This window comes from Rhodococcus gordoniae (assembly GCF_001646655.1).
Lineage (GTDB): Bacteria > Actinomycetota > Actinomycetes > Mycobacteriales > Mycobacteriaceae > Rhodococcus > Rhodococcus gordoniae.
Genome location: NZ_LPZN01000064.1, coordinates 18,798 through 35,253, shown reverse-complemented (window position 1 = coordinate 35,253; position 16,456 = coordinate 18,798). Strand labels below are relative to the sequence as shown.

Here is a 16,456-nt window from a genome sequence, read left to right as displayed (position 1 = left end):
GCGGCGGGGGCATTGGACAGCGTTTCGAGGGTGGAGAAGGTCTTCGACGCCACGACGAACACGGTCGTCGCCGGGTCCAGATCGGCCAGCGCGGCGGTCAGATCGGCGGGGTCGACGTTGGAGACGAACCGTGCCGCGGGCCCGTCGTGGAAGCGGCGCAGCGCGCCGGTGACCATCGCCGGGCCGAGATCGGAGCCGCCGATGCCGATGTTGACCACCGTGGTGATCCGCTGCCCGGTGGCGCCGCGCCAGCGTCCGTCGCGGATCCGGTCGGTGAACTCACCCATCCGGTCGAGCACGGCATGCACCTGCGCGGCGACGTCGATTCCGTCGACGATCAGCGATGCCTGCCGCGGCAGCCGTAGGGCGGTGTGCAGCACCGCCCGGTCTTCGGTGCTGTTGATGTGCTCACCGGCGAGCATCGCCTCGCGGGCGGCGGCCACACCCGTCTGCTCGGCGAGCTGGAGGAGCAGTTCGAGAGTGCGGGCGGTGAGACGCTGTTTGCTGAAGTCGACCACCAGATCCCCGGCGTGTGCGGTCAACGCCTGTATCCGCTGCGGCTCGATCGCGAACAGCTCCCGCAGGGACACCGCGGCGATCTCGTCCCGGTGAGCTTCGAGGGCTTGCCAGGCCTTCGTGGTCGTCACATCTCGCGTTTCCGTATCCATGTTTCTGCCGAGGTCTTTCATCACGCCAGGGCGCGCAGGCGCGGTGCGAGGTCGCGTTCGAACAGTTCCAGGAACCGCTTCTGGTCATGACCCGGCGCGTGGAACACGAGATGATTCAACCCGGCATCGACATATGCCTTGACCTGCTCGACCGCCTCGTCCGGATCCGACGCCACGATCCACCGCTTGGCGACCTGCTCGATCGGCAATGCATCGGCCGCCGCTTCCATCTCCATCGGATCGTCGATGCTGTGCTTCTGCTCCGGCGTGAGCGACAGCGGCGCCCAGAACCGCGTGTTCTCCAACGCCAGCTCGGGGTCGGTGTCGTACGAGATCTTGATCTCGATCATCTTGTCGATCCGGTTCACGTCGCGCTCGGCCTTCTCCGCTCCCTCCGCCACCGCCGGCAGCAGTTTGTCGGTGTAGAGATCCATACCCTTGCCCGAGGTGCAGATGAACCCGTCCCCCGCCCGCCCCGCATACCGCGCCACCACCGGGCCACCGGCGGCGATATAGACCGGAATGCCCTGCTCGGGTACGTCGTAGATCGACGCGCCCTTCGTGGTGTAGTACTCCCCCTCGAAGTCGACCCGGTCCCCGCGCCACAGTTCACGCATCAGCCGCACCGACTCGCGCAGCCGGGCGAAACGTTCCTTGAACTCCGGCCACTCCCCGGCATAGCCGGTGGCGATCTCGTTGAGCGCCTCACCGGTACCGACACCGAGGAAGATCCGCCCCGGATACAGACAACCCATCGTCGCGAAGGCCTGTGCGATCACCGCCGGGTTGTACCGGAACGTCGGGGTCAGCACCGAGGTCCCGAGCTGCAACCGCTCGGTGCGCTCCCCCACGGCGGTCATCCACGCCAGCGAGAAGGGCGCGTGCCCTCCGTTGTGCCGCCACGGCTGGAAGTGATCCGACACTGTCGCCGAATCCATCCCGTGCCGCTCGGCCAGCACTCCCAGTTCGACCAGCTCGCGCGGGCCGAACTGCTCCGCAGACGCCTTGTATCCCAACTTCAGCATTACCGTGCAACCTCCGAACAACGTGGTGCCAGCGAAACGATCACGCACAATCGAGCAAATCCTGCACGAAATCATGCACACTGAGCGCAGACAGTGTCAATATCCACGCAAAGGTGTGTCGCCTGTGCGTTATGGTCGTGCACCGACCCCGACCACGGCGTCCGAGTACCCAGAAATTCGAGTGCCCAGAGCCCTAGGAGCAATCGTGTCAGCGACCGCACGGCGACGTGAGATCTTCCACCGAATCCTCGCCGACGGATATATCGATGCGAAGACCCTCTCGGCCGATCTCGGCGTCGACGCGTCCACGATCCGTCGAGATCTCGATGTGCTCGCCCGCGAAGGGAAGGTCGAACGCACGCACGGGGGTGCCCGAGCGGTCGAGGGCGCGGGTCTCGAGGTGCCGTACGCGCTCAAGAAGGACGTGCGTCGCGAGGAGAAAGCGGCCATCGCAGCGGTTGCGTCCGCCATGGTGTCGGACGGCGACAGTGTGGTGCTCGACAGCGGATCCACCACTTACGAGGTGGCCGTGGCACTGCGGCACAAGGCGTCGCTGACGGTACTCACCAACGACCTGCGTATCGCGAAATACGTTGCGGCATTCCCGGATGTCCGGCTTCTCGTGTCCGGGGGCGAACTCCTCGGCTCGGTGTACACCCTGGTCGGGGACCACGCCGTGCGGTTCCTCTCGGACTATTCGGCCGACTGGGCGTTCCTCGGCGCCGACGCCGTGCACCCCACCGCCGGCGTCACGAACACCAACACGCTGGAGATCCCGATCAAACGGGCGATGATCCGGTCGGCTGAGAAGACGATTGTGGTGACGGACCATTCGAAGTTCGGAGAGCGTGCGCTCGCCCGGGTCGCGAGCCTCGACGAGATCACGTCCATCGTCACCGACGACGATCTCGACGAGGAGCATCGCGCACCCTACGGCGACCGGCTCGTCATCGCCCCGAAGTCTTGACATACAACCATTCGGTTGTACATTTGGAGATGTGAGCGGAGACGACGAGGACCGGGCCGACGCCCTGTTCCACGCGCTCTCCGACCGGACCCGGCGCGACATCATGCGACGCGTCCTGGCCGGCGAACACTCGGTGTCCGCTCTCGCGGCGAACTACGACATGTCCTTCGCCGCAGTACAGAAGCACGTCGCCGTGCTGGAGAAGGCCGGCCTGCTCGTGAAGCGACGCAGCGGTCGCGAGCAGTTGGCCAGTGGTGACGTGACGGCAGTGCGGTCGGTGGCGTCCATGCTCACCGAGCTGGAGCAGGTCTGGCGCGGTCGCATCGCGCGCATCGACGAACTCATCGCATCCGAATCCTCCGAGGAAGGCTGAGAAATGCCTGTAACCGACGTCCGGCACGACCCCGACAAGCTGACCCTGACCATCACCGCCGAGTTCGCCGCCCCGGTGTCCCGCATCTGGCAGGTCTACGCCGATCCCCGTCAGCTGGAGAAGATCTGGGGACCCCCGACCTTCCCCGCGACGGTGGTCGACCACAATCTGAAGCCCGGCACCCGCACCACCTACTACATGACCGGCCCCGACGGCGAGAAGTACGCCGGCTACTGGGATATCACGGCCGTCGACGAACCGACGAGTTTCTCGTTCCTCGACGGTTTCGCGGAGCCGGACTTCACCCCGAAGCCGGAACTGCCCGTCTCGCGGAGCATCTACAACTTCGAAGAGTTCGAAGGCGGCACGCGCGCAATCTACGTCAGCACCTACGAGAGCGCCGAAGCACTCCAGCAGGTACTGGACATGGGCGTGGTCGAGGGCGCTTCGTCCGCCATCAACCAGATCGACGACCTGGTGGCCACCTAGCAGAATCGAAAAGCCGACGCCCCCTGCTCTTTCCGGATGAAACGAACCGGAGAGCAGGGGGCGTCGGAAAGCCTGCCGTCAGTGCGACGGAGATCGGGTCGGGCGACGGAGGATCAGAGATTCCAGTCGCCCAGACCGTCCCAGCCGTTGAGGGTTCCACCGGCGGTGTTCTGCACGATCACCGGGTCGCCCTTCTTCGCGTTCTCGAAGAACCACTTTCCGTCCTCGGTGCTCACGTTGAGGCAACCGTGGCTGACGTTGGTGTTGCCCTGCGCGCCGACCGACCACGGAGCGGCATGAAGGAAGATTCCGCTGTTGGACATCCGCGTCGCGTACTCGACGTAGGTGCGGTAGCCCTCGGGGCTGTCGACAGGAACTCCGTAGGTCGACGAGTCCATGTACATGTCGCGGTACTTCTCACCGACGATGTAGGTGCCGTTCGGGGTGTCGTGACCGGGCTTGCCGAAGGACGTCGGCATGGTGCGGACGACCTCACCGTTGCGGGTGACGGTGATGGTCTTGGTGTTGTCGTCCGCCACCGTCACCAGGGCGTCGCCGATGGTGAACGACGACTGCGCGTCGCCGGCCTTCACGGTGACCGCGGTGTTCGCGGGCCAGAACTCGAACGGCTTCCACCGGACCTGCGTGTTCGACGCCCAGTAGAAGTGCCCGTCGACGGGCGGCTGCGAGGTGATGCGGATGGCGCGTTCGGCGGCTGCACGATCTCCGACGGCCTCGTCGAACCGGATGATGATCGGCTGTGCGACACCCACCGTCTCCCCGTTCGACGGGTTGACGGACGGAGCGGAGAACGGTGCGGCCGGCTCGGGAACGAGCTGCGGCGGCGTCACCCCGGGCGGGGTGAGTCCTTCGATCAGCTCCTGGACACTCGGGACCTCGGGCCCACCGGGCCACAGCGGTGCCGCGCTCGCAGGGCCGGCGGTGGCCAGTGCCACGGCGGCTGCGCCCACGAATGCAGCACCGATCCGCGCGGATCGGCGGCCCGTGCGGCGACGGTTCGACAAAGCTTGCTTTTCGAACATTCCACAACCCATCGTTCAGCGTTGCGCCGCGTCCTCTTTCCCCTCCGCGGCGCGCTCGTACCCGTTCATTAGATACAGGACGATAACGAGGGAGCAATTCGAGAGCGCTCGGTTCGGCGTCTACCCAGGTCGGTGGATCACACGGTGTACTTCGCATCCGCACGACCCCGGCGTGTCGCGCGTGTTCGATCACCTCGAGAATGGGGCATTGTCAGTGTATGGACGACACGGGCTCTCGCGACGACGCGGCATGGAACTACCGGGAGCGCGGTGAAACCGAGACCCAGCGACTCGACCGCAACTGGAACAACCTGCTGCAGGAACTGCGCGTCGTACAGACGGGTGTTCAGCTCCTGACCGGATTCCTGCTCACGTTGCCGTTCCAGCAGCGATTCGAGGAGCTGTCGGACGCGCAGAAGGTGATCTATCTGGTCACGGTCGCTCTCTCGGTGACCGCGGTGATCTTGCTGGTCGCGCCTGTCGGACTGCACCGGCTGTTGTTCCGGCAGCATGCCCTGGCCACGCTCGTCGCGACCGGACAACGACTGGCGATCGCAGGTATCACCGTTCTGGGACTGGCCATCGTCGGTGTCGTCCTGCTGATCTTCAGCTTCGTCGCAAATATGCCCGCCGGAATAGTCGCAGCTGCCATCGCGCTGGTGATGTTCTTCGGTTTCTGGATACTGCCGTCGTTGCAGAACCGTCACGATATCGACGATGCCCGGCCACCACACGGCGGATGACACCCCGCCGCGGCACGGGCTGGTTGCCGGAATCCACAGCAGTGCAGCAGTTTTCCATATTTCCCGTTTCGGTTCAGACCAGTTCGGGGACGTGCAGATGCGCGATGGCGAGTTCGAACTCACCGGTATCGAGCACCTTCGCGTCTGCCGCGTGAGTCACCTCGGCCCGGATGGCGTCGATGCGGTCTCCGTTGCTCTCCATCGCCTGTGCGTTGTCGAAAGTCAACGACGACACCCCGCGGCCGGTGGCGCGGTCGAGCATCAGACTGGCACTGCAGAAGCCCTCGAGTTCCTCCATCCTCGGCAACGCTGCCATCTTCCACATGTCCACTCCACGATCGAGTCGGGCCGGTTCGAGTTCGACCCAGGTGACACGGCAGCAGGCTCCACGAGTCGCATGATGATCGCGATGCATCACGGCGATCTCCCATTGCGACACCTCCGTGGCAGCATGGAACATCCGGGCCGCCTCGTCACGGAGCATGCGGACCAGGCCTTCGCTGGAGCGCAACACATCCTCGTCCCGCCATGAACTGGTGGCGATGCAGCGGCCCGAGCCGCGATCGATCAGCAGGGACAGTCCCAGGCAGCCGTCGATGTCCGCCAGCGCCGGCATGACGATGTCACGTACGTGCTTGATCCCGGAGTCGATGTACGACGGATGGGCGTGAATGGTGGTCGAGCGTGCAAACACGATCGGCACCCCCTCTCCTCGGGGCGGCGCCGACACGGCGTCGCCGGTCGTTTCCCGTGTTCCACACTGCTCCCCTGCGCCGCCGTAAGCAATAGGGCATCGTCGGCGGCGCGAGCCCGACGACGAGGTGACGTCGCGGGTCATCGCCCCGAGCGGATCGACATCCACGACGCTCTGCGGTTACTGCTTCTTCCGCCCCATCCGTCTGCGATCCTCGAATGGTGGCGGATTCGAGCCGCATAGACCGCATCGGCCCCGGCGACCTGACCGAACTCGCCTCCGACGTCGGGCCGGTGCCTCTGCACGTCGGTGCCGTGATCTTCTTCGCCGGCGAGGGTGGCTCGGATCCGGCGACTCTGCGGGCGGCATTCGCCGAGCGGCTCTCCGGCATCCGACGGCTGCGGCAACGCCTGATCCGACCTGCACCCGGACTCGGACGGCCTTACTGGTTCGACGACGACCACTTCGACATCGATGCTCACCTGTCGCAGGTGCGGTGCCCGGCCGCCGGTGATCGGGACGCCGCCATCACACTCGCCGTGGAGGCCCTCACCCGACCGCTGCCTCCGTCCCGGCCGCTGTGGCGCGCGCTCCTCGTCACCGACATCGCGGATCCGCACGGACACACGGCGATGGTGATGGTCCTGCACCATGTCCTGGCCGACGGGATCGGCGGTCTGGCGATCCTCGCGCATCTCGTCGACGGCGTGAACAGTGCGGCATCCAGGTACGAAGATGCTCCACCTTCTACGAGTCCGCGAACGGGAGAACTCCTCGCCGACAACATGATCGGACGTCTGCACAGTGTGCGGCGAGCTCCGCAGGCCGAGCTCGGACGGGGTTCCGGCGGACGTGCTCCTCGATGTTCGTTCAATGCGCCCACCGGTGTTCGCCGTGCGTTCAGGACGGTCGAGGTGGATCTGGACACCGTCCGTCGGACGGGACGACGACGGCACGCGACCGTCAACGATGTGCTGCTGGTCGCGGTCGGTGGTGCCCTGGCCACGGTCCTGCACGCGCGCGGCGAGTTTCCGTCCGAATTGGTCGTCTCGGTGCCGGTGTCCGCCCGCACCGCGACCACGCGTGGCCGATTGGGAAATCGGGTGGGCGTCATGCCCGTCCGGGTGCCGCTGGAGGGAACCCCGCACCAGCGGCTGGTTTCCGTCTCCCGCCGAACCCGCGCCCAGAAGTCGAGCGTGCGAGGTCTGTCCGCTGCGCTGATGGGCCCACTCTTCCGGATTCTCGCTGCCGTCGGGGTGTTCCGCTGGTTCGTGAACCGCCAACATCTGGTCAATACTTTTCTGTCCGACCTGCCGGGACCGTCGTCGGCCGTTACCCTCGCCGGGGCGCCGGTCACCTCGATCGTTCCGATGATCGTCGGTACGGGAAACATCGGAGTCGCCTTCGTGGCACTGTCGTATGCCGGCACGCTGACCGTGACGATCACCGTCGATCCCGATCTCGTTCCGGAGATCGATGACCTCGAAGATGCGCTGCGCGAACAGTTCCACGCGATCATCGCTTCCGAAGGGGGATCCGCACAGTAGGTCGTCACCGCAATTCACAATGCGGTTTCGTGCACGGCGGCATTCCGGCCTGTGCAGCGGACAACGCACTCACTGTCGCTGCCGGCACGGCTCTCGGCCCTTCGATCGTGACGACGGGCCTGACCCTCGACTATCTGCGGCCCGCGAGCGGTGCGCTCCTGCATGCGGTCGCCACTGTGGTCGGCGGTAGCAGGAAGCTGGTCAGTCGTGTTGCGGCCCCAGCTCTACGATGCGGCCCGCGATGGTCGCCACCGGCACATTCGACTCCTGCGACAGAGTCACCATCATCGCGAAGGCGCGATCGGCGCTCACAGCGAAACGTTCCATGAGCATGCCTTTGGCCTGGCCGATCAGATCCCGGGATGCGATCGCCGAATGCAACTGCGTCTGTCGGCGCGCCGAGACGAATGCGATCGCGGCGTGAGCTGCCAGCACTTCCCCGATGTGGATCGACTCCTCGTCGAAGACATTCGGTTCGGAGGAGAACAAGTTCAGCGCCCCCGCCTGCATGTTGTGGGTATAGAGCCGGAACGACAGGATGCTGCGCACCCCGGCTTCGACGGCCGCCGCAGTGAACAGGGGCCAGCGCGATTCCGCAGCCAGGTCGTCGCTGCGGGTGAACACCGTGTCCGTGGCAGCATCCACGCACGGTCCTTCCCCGACCCGAGCTTGCAGCGAATCGATCTGCGGAGGCAACTGCGAGGTCGCTGCGTACGATTCGTACTTTCCACGGTCGGCGATGACGAGCACGTCGGCGCTGTCGGCGCCCGGAATCAGCTCCACCGCGGCAGCAGTGATGCGCTGCAGGGTCGCGTCGAGATCCGTACCGGCGCCGTCGAAGGAACGGGCGAGTTCGGCCATCGTGCGACTCAGACGGTCGGGGTTCAGGTCGGCCATGGGCACACTTTCGAAAGTCGGTGCGGTCGGTACAGGCATCGACAGCAGCGGGAGCATCGGCACCGTCGCCGCGACACCACGCTCTGGGACCCCCAGCCTATCGCCGTGCCGATGGCATGGTCCGGCCACAGGGCGAATACACGAACGCTCGAGACTTCGGTCCGGCGGTCGGCCGAGGCCGACGATCCGGGCCGGCCGCGTGCCGGAGTCGTAGAGCCCTCCGGAAGGCCGTGGTCAGCGGATCTCTTCGACCACGCTCGTGCCCTTCTCAGGACGCGATTCCCAGGCCCAGCTCTCTTCGAGGCGTATGCGGCCGTCGCTGAGCACCTCGATCCGGCTGTCGCAGACTCCGCTCGCGGTCGAGCCGTCGACACCGAGGTGGACATACCGGAAGTTCAGTCGCTCACCGTTACGTGTCCCGACGAGGAAACCCCGCACTATCTTTCCGCCGTCGTAATCGGCCCAGATGACAGCATCGTCCTGGTGATACCGAAAGCGTGTGGCGCCATCGACCTGCCCGGTGGGCGAGTTGCCGACACCGGCGAACACCCTTCCATTCAGATCGACGGTGGACGGCGAGTGATGCGCGGCATCGGCAGTGGTCATCTCGGCACCGTAACGAAGACCGTGGGTGGGAGTGCGAGGCAACAGTGGTCGACTCCGGCCGGCGCACGACCACGAGACTCACGGCCGTGGGTTCGTGCGCGTCCACCGAGGCCGGTCGCTGCGGGTGGCCGCCGCGCAACGCCCACACGGGACGACGCCGTGTTCGCCCAGTTCCGCCAGGTACAGCGCATCGCTCCACGGCACGTGCGGGAAGCGATCGAGGCGCGCGCGGGAGAGCGGAACCCCGCACAGGGTCTGATTGGTGCCGGGCGTCCACGCGTGCGTGTCGCCGGAGGGATAGCGGATCCCGTCGGTATCGATCCATCGACTCGACGCCGCGACTGCGGGCCGAGCTTGCTGCGCCATACGCCCGGGTTCCCCCTCCGATGCGGGGTTACGCCTCGCGGCCGAGGGGAGCTGCGGCAACGAATAACGCGAAACTACGGCCGACGGCTCACGACTCGATTCGTGAGGCCGCGAGCATCTCCTCGATCGACACGAACTTCAGCCGCGAGCGTCCCGCCGCAGAACCGCGGGACTTCTCCTGCTTGTCGATCTGCAGCCAACCGCGGTAGTCGATGTGCTCGGGGCGCCGCTCGGCAACCAGCGCCGCCAGCTTCTCCCGGTCGGCGACCGGCTCGGGCAACTTGCCCTCGACGAAATCGTCGAGGATCTTCTCGACGGTTTCCGCAGAGCACTGCTTGTTGGTGCCGATCACGCCACTGGGACCACGCTTGATCCAGCCCGCGGTGTAGACACCGGGCACCGGCGCTCCGGTTTCGGCGTCGATCACCCGACCGCAGTCGTTGGGGATGACCCCGCGCCGCTCGTCGAAGGGCAGACCCGCCGGCGCGGTGCCTCGATAGCCGATCGAGCGCAGCACCAGCCCCGTCTCGAGGGTCTCGGTCTCCCCTGTCGGACGGGCCTCGAGCCGACCGTCGACCTCGACGAGTTCGTTGCGTTCGAGCGTGATCGACTCGACGACACCGTCGCCGGAGATCTCCACCGGCGAGGCGAGATAGCGCAGCACGATCCGCTTGTTGCCCTCGGTGGCGGTGCGCTGCGCGAAACCCTCGACCTGCCGCACCTTCAGCGCCAGGCGGGGTTCGACCTGCGGATCGTCGATCAGCGCGCGGCTGACCGGGTCGAGTTCGACCTCATCCCGGTCGACGACCACATCGACACCGGGCAGCGAGCCGAGCGCGAGCAGTTCCGGGTTGGTGTAGGCGGCCTGCGCCGGGCCGCGCCGGCCCACGACCACGACCTCGCGGATGTTCGACTTCCGCAGCGCCTCGAGGGCGTGTTCGGCGATGTCGGTGCGCGCGAGCTCGTCGGGGTCCATCACCAGGGCTCGCGCGACGTCCAGGGCGACGTTGCCGTTGCCGATGATCACCGCGCGCTCGGCAGACAGGTCGAAGGTGTGATCGGCGAAATCGGGGTGGCCGTTGTACCAGGCGACGAACTCGGTCGCGGCGCGGCTGCCCACGAGGTCCTCACCCGGGATGCCCAGCGTGCGGTCGCCTGCGGCACCGACGGCGTAGATCACCGCGTGATGGTGCGCGAGCAGTTCCTCGTGGGTGATGTGGGTGCCGACCTCGACGTTGAAATAGCACTGGGTGTTCTTGTGGCCGATGGCGCTGCGGAAGAGGTCGCCGACTCCCTTGGTGCTCTGATGATCGGGGGCCACACCGGCGCGGACGAGACCGTAGGGGGTGGGCAGGCGGTCGAAGATGTCGACCTGCACCGCCGAGTGCGTCACCAGATCCATCGCCGCGTAGCACGCCGCAGGACCCGAGCCGACGATCGCCACCCGCAGCGTGCCCAGCTCGGCGGGCAGCTTGCGGCGCGTGCGCAGCTCGGGCCAGTCCGGTCCGATCGGGTAGCGACGGTAGTACTCGGCGTTGATCTCGAGATACGGCTCCTGCGCCGGCGTGAGTTCGTTGTCGGCGGCGATCGCATCCACCGGGCACTCGTCGACACAGGCCCCGCAGTCGATGCACGTGTCGGCATCGATGTAGAGCATCTCCGTGGTCGCGAAGGGTGCTTCGTCGGGTGTCGGGTGGATGCAGTTGACCGGGCAGACCTCGACACACGAGGCGTCGTTGCAGCACGCCTGGGTGATTACATAAGCCACAGTTCTACCTGCCTACCGTGCCGATTCCGGACAACGAACCGGCCTCAGACTAGTACACGTTCCAGTTTTGGTCGAGAACCGCGTTCTCGAACCGACATCAGCGCATTTCGGACTGCCGAGGCGCGTCAGATGTCCGCTTCGGCACCCGACTCGATGCGGAAACCGATCTTGAGAGTGACCTGCGTATGCGCCACCCGCCCGTCGTCGATGTGGCCCCGGATGTTGACCGTCTCGAACCACTCGAGATGCCGCGTAGTCTCCGCTGCTCGCGCCACCGCTTTCGCGATCGCGTCGTCGACTCCCGTCGTCGACGATCCGACGACCTCGATCACCCGGTAGACATGGCTCATGGCTGAACTCCTCGAATCGGCGATGCTCCGATTCGGATCGTCCCGCCCCCGAGCGACCTTCGTCCTCGGAACCACGAAAATGACAGGAAGATTCAGGCGCGACGAGCGAGCGACCGGGCGAGTTCGCCGAGGCGCGCGAGGCGCAGATCCCCGAGCGGGATCGCGCCGGCACCGAGCCGGTTGGTGACGAAAGCGAGCGACAGTCCGGTGTCGGGGTCGGCGTAGGCTCCCGAACCACCCACGCCGTAGTGCCCGAGCGCGCCGCGAGGGCGCTGGATGCCGGCGAAGATGGGCTGGTGGTAGCCGAGGCGCCACGCCATAGGCACACCCAGCACGTAGTCCCGGCTGCGTACCCGTACCCGGGACATCTCGTCGATCGTGGCGCCGTCGAGGAACTTCACTCCGTCGATCGTCCCGCCGGCGGCGATCGCGCCGTACATGCGCGCGAGAGAACGCGCCGTGAACACCCCGTTCCACCCCGGCATCACCGCGTCGTGCACGGCCGGATCCCCGACGAGCCTGTCGAAACCGTCCGGCATCGCGGCCTCGGCCAGGCCTCGGGTCGGCCCGAGTCGCGACAGCACCGCAGCGCTCGCACCCCAGTGCAGACCTGCGGGGGCGAGTCGCGGGAACAACTTCGCGATCCGGCCTCGTTCGTCGTGCGGAACGCGGTACCAGAAATCGGGATCGCCCAGAGGCCGGGCGATCTCCCGTTCCACGACCTCCACGAAGGGCAGACCGGTCACCCGCTGTACGAGCTCGGCGACGAGCCACCCGTATGTGACGGCGTGGTAGCCCGAACCGCCCTCACGGCGACGGTCCGGTGCCGCCGCTTCGAGCGCCGCGACGGTCGTGTCGTACTCGAGGATCCCGCGGGTTCCCGGAACCAGGCCGCGCACCCGATGGAGACCCGAGCGGTGGGTGAGGACGTCCGCGACGGTGATGTCCTCCTTGCCGTTGGCGGCGAACTCCGGCCAGTACCGGGCGACCGGCGCGAAGTAGTCGATCACTCCCCGCTCGGCGAGTCGGTGCACAACGGTCGACGCCACACCCTTACCGGTCGAGAACGACAACGCCATCGTGTCGCGGCCCCATCGACGGTCGGGAGCAGACCAGCCGGACCAGATGTCGAGGACCTTCTCCCCGTGGAGATAGGCGGTGAGCGCGCCGCCGCCGTCCCGGGGACGCTTGTACAGCGAGAAGAACGCGTCGGCCAGTCGCAGGAATCGCGGGTCGACAACCATCTCGGTCGACGCCGCGGCCGCCGGTCGGGCGTCGATCCGTTCCGGACCATGGACCGGCGCGCACGGCGCTGCCGCCCCGGCAGGTTCGAAGACTGCTCCGGTCGTCATCGCTGTACCCCCATCGGCATGTGCGACAGGCTACGACGAGACGGAACGTAAAGGAAGACTTTACGTTCAGTCCGTTTGTCGGTGATCCGGCGGAAGGCGCGGAAAGTCAGGGCAGGGTCGGCTGCGGTGTCTCGGCATCGGGAGTGAAGTACCGGAAGTCGCCCAGCACGACGCACCCGCGAGCAGCCTCGAGGTCGAACGCTGCCGCCGCCGTGCCCTCGCACAGAACCGGATCGTCGGCGTCGCCCACGAAGGCCTGGGACTGCGGACCCGCGGCGACGACTGCCGTTCCCGGACCGTCGAGCACACCGAGAGCCAATGCCTGTGCCCCCACACCGATCGCGAACAGACGTCCCGATGTACTCTCCGCGGCCCCGACACCCCCGTCGAATCCGGCCGCCCTCACCTGGGCTGCGCCGCGGGCGTCGGCGAATCCCACCCCGCGTTCACCGTAGCTCCAGGCATCGGCGGTGCCGTCGGTGGACGCGCCGCACGCTTCGTCACCGTCGACCTGCACGACCTCGGCAGGGGCACCCGGCGGTGCCGTGCACGTCGTGGCCGCGGATGCGGTCTGAGGAACGAGGAATCCGGCGCCGATCGCGGCAGCGAACGCTGCCCCGACGCCGAGAACCCGACCGGACGCCCACCAGCGAATCACGACATCGACCCTTTCCGAACCTCAGAGGACTGTCTTCCCGGACAGTTTATGGATTTACGCTTCGGGAGGTCTCATAGTCGAGGTCACGACAGGGACGCGATTGCGAACGTCCGACCACCGACCGCTCATGTGCCCTTCGCCCGATCGGTGTCGCGCGACGGCTGGACGCGCTTCGGCTCTCCCGGCATCTTCGGGTGATTCGGGGGATACGGCAGGTCGCCGAGACCGTCGGCCGCGTCCCGTTCCGCCATCTCGAGCAGCACGTCCAGCGAATGAGCGTGCGCATCGAGATCCGCCATCGGATCACCTCGCTTCGCCAGCAGGTCCGGCACCGTGGCGATCGTGAAGTCGTCGGGTTCGGCGTCCGCCAGTTCGTCCCACGTCAACGGGGTCGAGACGGTCGCGATGGGAGTGCGTCGAACCGAGTACGCCGAGGCGATCGTCTTGTCGCGCGCGTTCTGGTTGTAATCGAGGAACAGCCGCTCACCGCGTTCCTCCTTCCACCAGGCCGTCGTCGCGCGCCCGTCGCTGCGACGCTCGATCTCACGCATGAGCGCGATCCCGGCTCGGCGAACTCCGACGAAATCCCATTCGGGCACGATCCGCAGGTAGATGTGAAGTCCCCGCCCGCCGGACGTCTTGGGATATCCGGCGAGACCCAGTTCGTCGAGGAGCGGGCGCACGACCTCCAGTGCCACCGCACGGGCATCACCGAAGTCGGTCCCCGGTTGCGGGTCGAGGTCGATGCGCAGTTCGTCGGGGCGGTCGGTGTCGCCGCAGCGCACCGGCCACGGGTGGAAGGTCACGCACCCGAGGTTCGCCGCCCACACCACGTCGGCGGCAGAACGCACCCGCAGCGCATCGGCGGTGCGACCCGAGGGGAACGTGATCTCGCAGGTCGCCACATGGTCGGGTCGTTTGACCGGTGCCCGCTTCTGGTAGATCTCTTCCCCCTCGATGCCGTCGGGGAAGCGCTGGAGATGCGTCGGCCGGTCGCACAGAGCCGTCAGCAGCGGTGCGCCGAACTCGGTGGTGATCCTCCGGTAGTACTCCACGAGGTGCCGCTTCGTGCCCCCCTCGGTCCCGAGCTGCGGGAAGTAGATCTTGTCGGGATTCGACAGACGGACGGGCGTGCCGTCGACGTCCAGTTCCTCCGCCGGCGAACGCTTCGTGGCCATGTCAGTCCTCCGTCCGGTCGAGTACATCCGCCAGGTCGTAGCGCACCGGCACCTCCAACTGGTCGAACGTGCAGCTCTCGGGGTCGCGGTCGGGACGCCACCGCTGGAACTTCGCCGCGTGCCGGAACCGCATCCCCGCTCCCGACACCCCTTCCATCTGGTCGTACGCGACCTCGACGACACGTTCGGGTCGCAACGGCACCCAGCTGCGATCCACCGCCGACCGCCACCGCGTCGGTTCGCCCTGTTCGACCACGTCATCTCCGAGGCGCAGGGGCTGCAGTTCGGCGAGCAGTTCCTCACGCCGCTCCCGGGTGAACGCCGAGGCGCCACCGACCATGGCGAGCTCGCCCTCGTGGTACAGCCCGAGCAGCAGCGACCCGACACCCTCGACGCTCTTGTGCTTGCGGTAACCCATGAGGACGCAGTCGGCGGTGCGCGCGTGCTTGAGCTTGAGCATCTCCCGTTTGTCGGGGACATAGAGCCCGTCGAGTCGTTTGGCGACGACCCCGTCGAGGCCGGCGCCCTCGAACTCCTCGAACCACCGGCGGGCGGTGCCGGTGTCGGTGGTCGCCACCGTGACGTGGCAGCTGCTGCCACCGCCGATCTCGGACCGCAGCCGCGCACGCCGGTCGGCGAACGGGGTCTCCATCAGATTCTCGTCGCCGAGCGCGAGAAGATCGAACCCGACGAAGACGGCCGGTGTCTGCTCGGCGAGCAACGCGACCCGGCTCTCGGCCGGATGAATCCGCTCGGACAGCGCCTGCCAGTCGAGCCGGGTGCGGCCGTCGTGCGCGCGCGGGACGACGATCTCCCCGTCCACCACGCATCTGCGGGGCAACTCGGCGCGCACCGCGTCCGCGAGTTCCGGAAAGTAGCGCACGAGATCCTTGCCTCCGCGCGAGCCGAGGACCACCTCGTCGCCGTCGCGGAAGACGATCGCCCGGAAGCCGTCCCATTTGGGTTCGTACGACCACTGCTCGGGGCCGCTCTCGGGTTGCGGAGGAACAGTGGCGGAGACCTTGGCGAGCATCGGTGCGAGCGGCGGTACCACAGGCAGGTCCATGCGGCACATCGTTGCACCCCTGAAGCCCCCGGGCAGCACTTCCGTAGGCTCTCCGATCATGAACGTTCTCCGACGGGCGGCCGGCGCCGCAGTGATGGTGGTGGCGACGGTCGCGCTCGGCGCGTGCACGGCGCAGGTCGAAGGGGAGGCCGTTCCCGACGCGAACGCCCCGGCCACGTCCACGGCACCGTCCGCCTCCGTGCCCACGACGAGTGCCTCGGCGTCGTCCTCGACCGAGTTGAGCATCGACGTCGCACCCGGTGATTGCGTCGCACTCGGTGGCACCGTCGACGACGCGACGATCGACAACGCGGAGTGCGGCAGCACGAGTTCGAACTACAAGGTCGTCGACATCGTGGACACGAGCGAGACGTGCCCCGGCGACATCGACCAGACCTACTACGAGTCGTTCGGTGGCGTCGAGGTCGGCGCGCTGTGTCTCGACATCGACTGGGTGGTGGGGACCTGCATGGACCTCGGCGGCGAGGATCCGCAGCGCATCGAATGCGGGGAGTCCGCGGTCCAGGGCGAAGAGGTCACCGAGATCCTGCTCGACACCGCCGACGTGAACGACTGCGCGACCTCCGAGGGTGGGTTCGTGTACCGGGAACGCAACTTCGTGGTGTGCACCGACACCATCTGACGGTTCACCGCGAGAGGCATGTC

19 protein-coding genes and 1 pseudogene are annotated in these 16,456 nt (G+C 66.9%); 7 read left to right on the top strand and 13 right to left on the bottom strand.

Annotation, left to right across the window (positions count from 1 at the left end):
* Together A8G18_RS19955 and fgd are read right to left on the bottom strand one after the other, a co-directional pair.
* Positions 1–668, bottom strand: a 668-nt coding sequence (locus A8G18_RS19955) for a glucose-6-phosphate isomerase (RefSeq protein WP_483414368.1), incomplete at its 3' end; no start/stop codon positions are given.
* Positions 669–688: 20 nt separating this feature from the next.
* The gene (gene fgd / locus A8G18_RS19950; protein ID WP_064065246.1) at positions 689–1,693 is read right to left on the bottom strand and encodes a glucose-6-phosphate dehydrogenase (coenzyme-F420); all 1,005 of its coding nucleotides are present in this window, start codon (positions 1,691–1,693) and stop codon (positions 689–691) included.
* Positions 1,694–1,898: 205 nt separating this feature from the next.
* Between fgd and A8G18_RS19945 the strand changes: the two genes are divergently transcribed.
* From A8G18_RS19945 to A8G18_RS19935, 3 genes are read left to right on the top strand one after another with little or no spacing between them, the layout of a single operon-like run.
* Positions 1,899–2,660: a DeoR/GlpR family DNA-binding transcription regulator gene (locus A8G18_RS19945; RefSeq protein WP_064065245.1), complete on the top strand. Its 762-nt coding sequence runs from the start codon at positions 1,899–1,901 to the stop codon at positions 2,658–2,660.
* Positions 2,661–2,691: 31 nt separating this feature from the next.
* Positions 2,692–3,033, top strand: a complete 342-nt coding sequence (locus A8G18_RS19940; protein WP_064065244.1) for an ArsR/SmtB family transcription factor — start codon at positions 2,692–2,694, stop codon at positions 3,031–3,033.
* A 3-nt stretch (positions 3,034–3,036) separates the two neighbouring features.
* The gene (locus A8G18_RS19935) at positions 3,037–3,522 is read left to right on the top strand and encodes an SRPBCC family protein (RefSeq protein WP_064065243.1); all 486 of its coding nucleotides are present in this window, start codon (positions 3,037–3,039) and stop codon (positions 3,520–3,522) included.
* Positions 3,523–3,635: 113 nt separating this feature from the next.
* Here A8G18_RS19935 and A8G18_RS19930 read toward each other — a convergent pair whose 3' ends face one another.
* Positions 3,636–4,565 (bottom strand): L,D-transpeptidase, encoded by a 930-nt coding sequence (locus tag A8G18_RS19930; protein ID WP_064065242.1) that lies wholly within the window; start codon positions 4,563–4,565, stop codon positions 3,636–3,638.
* 218 nt (positions 4,566–4,783) lie between these two features.
* On the opposite strand from A8G18_RS19930, the gene A8G18_RS19925 reads away from it, so the two are divergent.
* Positions 4,784–5,308 (top strand): DUF6328 family protein, encoded by a 525-nt coding sequence (locus tag A8G18_RS19925; protein ID WP_064065241.1) that lies wholly within the window; start codon positions 4,784–4,786, stop codon positions 5,306–5,308.
* Positions 5,309–5,381: 73 nt separating this feature from the next.
* On the opposite strand, the gene A8G18_RS19920 is transcribed toward A8G18_RS19925, so the two are convergent.
* Complete coding sequence (locus A8G18_RS19920; protein WP_016934162.1) at positions 5,382–6,011, bottom strand: hypothetical protein; 630 nt, start codon at positions 6,009–6,011, stop codon at positions 5,382–5,384.
* 212 nt (positions 6,012–6,223) lie between these two features.
* Between A8G18_RS19920 and A8G18_RS19915 the strand changes: the two genes are divergently transcribed.
* Both A8G18_RS19915 and A8G18_RS23240 read left to right on the top strand, forming a co-directional pair.
* On the top strand, positions 6,224–7,549 hold the full coding sequence (locus A8G18_RS19915) for a wax ester/triacylglycerol synthase domain-containing protein (RefSeq protein WP_425337712.1): 1,326 nt from the start codon (positions 6,224–6,226) through the stop codon (positions 7,547–7,549).
* A 29-nt stretch (positions 7,550–7,578) separates the two neighbouring features.
* Positions 7,579–7,734: pseudogene (locus tag A8G18_RS23240) on the top strand (hotdog domain-containing protein); the annotation flags it as partial.
* A 16-nt stretch (positions 7,735–7,750) separates the two neighbouring features.
* Here A8G18_RS23240 and A8G18_RS19910 read toward each other — a convergent pair.
* The 9 genes from A8G18_RS19910 to A8G18_RS19870 all read right to left on the bottom strand — a co-directional run bounded on the left by A8G18_RS19910 (position 7,751) and on the right by A8G18_RS19870 (position 15,790).
* Positions 7,751–8,446, bottom strand: coding sequence for a GAF and ANTAR domain-containing protein (locus A8G18_RS19910; RefSeq protein WP_064065239.1), 696 nt, complete (start codon positions 8,444–8,446; stop codon positions 7,751–7,753).
* Between the two features lie 234 nt (positions 8,447–8,680).
* The gene (locus tag A8G18_RS19905) at positions 8,681–9,052 is read right to left on the bottom strand and encodes an avidin-fold protein (RefSeq protein ID WP_064065238.1); all 372 of its coding nucleotides are present in this window, start codon (positions 9,050–9,052) and stop codon (positions 8,681–8,683) included.
* A 78-nt stretch (positions 9,053–9,130) separates the two neighbouring features.
* The gene (locus tag A8G18_RS19900) at positions 9,131–9,418 is read right to left on the bottom strand and encodes a hypothetical protein (protein WP_064065237.1); all 288 of its coding nucleotides are present in this window, start codon (positions 9,416–9,418) and stop codon (positions 9,131–9,133) included.
* A gap of 88 nt (positions 9,419–9,506) precedes the next feature.
* Positions 9,507–11,186 (bottom strand): FAD-dependent oxidoreductase, encoded by a 1,680-nt coding sequence (locus A8G18_RS19895; RefSeq protein ID WP_064065236.1) that lies wholly within the window; start codon positions 11,184–11,186, stop codon positions 9,507–9,509.
* A 125-nt stretch (positions 11,187–11,311) separates the two neighbouring features.
* Positions 11,312–11,536, bottom strand: coding sequence for a dodecin (locus tag A8G18_RS19890; RefSeq protein ID WP_064065235.1), 225 nt, complete (start codon positions 11,534–11,536; stop codon positions 11,312–11,314).
* A gap of 92 nt (positions 11,537–11,628) precedes the next feature.
* The gene (locus A8G18_RS19885) at positions 11,629–12,888 is read right to left on the bottom strand and encodes a serine hydrolase domain-containing protein (RefSeq protein ID WP_064065234.1); all 1,260 of its coding nucleotides are present in this window, start codon (positions 12,886–12,888) and stop codon (positions 11,629–11,631) included.
* A gap of 106 nt (positions 12,889–12,994) precedes the next feature.
* Complete coding sequence (locus A8G18_RS19880) at positions 12,995–13,546, bottom strand: DUF6764 family protein (RefSeq protein WP_064065233.1); 552 nt, start codon at positions 13,544–13,546, stop codon at positions 12,995–12,997.
* Positions 13,547–13,671: 125 nt separating this feature from the next.
* Positions 13,672–14,724: a DNA polymerase domain-containing protein gene (locus A8G18_RS19875; RefSeq protein ID WP_064065232.1), complete on the bottom strand. Its 1,053-nt coding sequence runs from the start codon at positions 14,722–14,724 to the stop codon at positions 13,672–13,674.
* 1 nt (position 14,725) lies between these two features.
* Complete coding sequence (locus A8G18_RS19870; RefSeq protein WP_064065231.1) at positions 14,726–15,790, bottom strand: ATP-dependent DNA ligase; 1,065 nt, start codon at positions 15,788–15,790, stop codon at positions 14,726–14,728.
* A gap of 58 nt (positions 15,791–15,848) precedes the next feature.
* On the opposite strand from A8G18_RS19870, the gene lppU reads away from it, so the two are divergent.
* Positions 15,849–16,433: an LppU family putative lipoprotein gene (gene lppU, locus A8G18_RS19865; RefSeq protein WP_064065230.1), complete on the top strand. Its 585-nt coding sequence runs from the start codon at positions 15,849–15,851 to the stop codon at positions 16,431–16,433.
* The last annotated feature ends 23 nt before the right edge of the window (positions 16,434–16,456 follow it).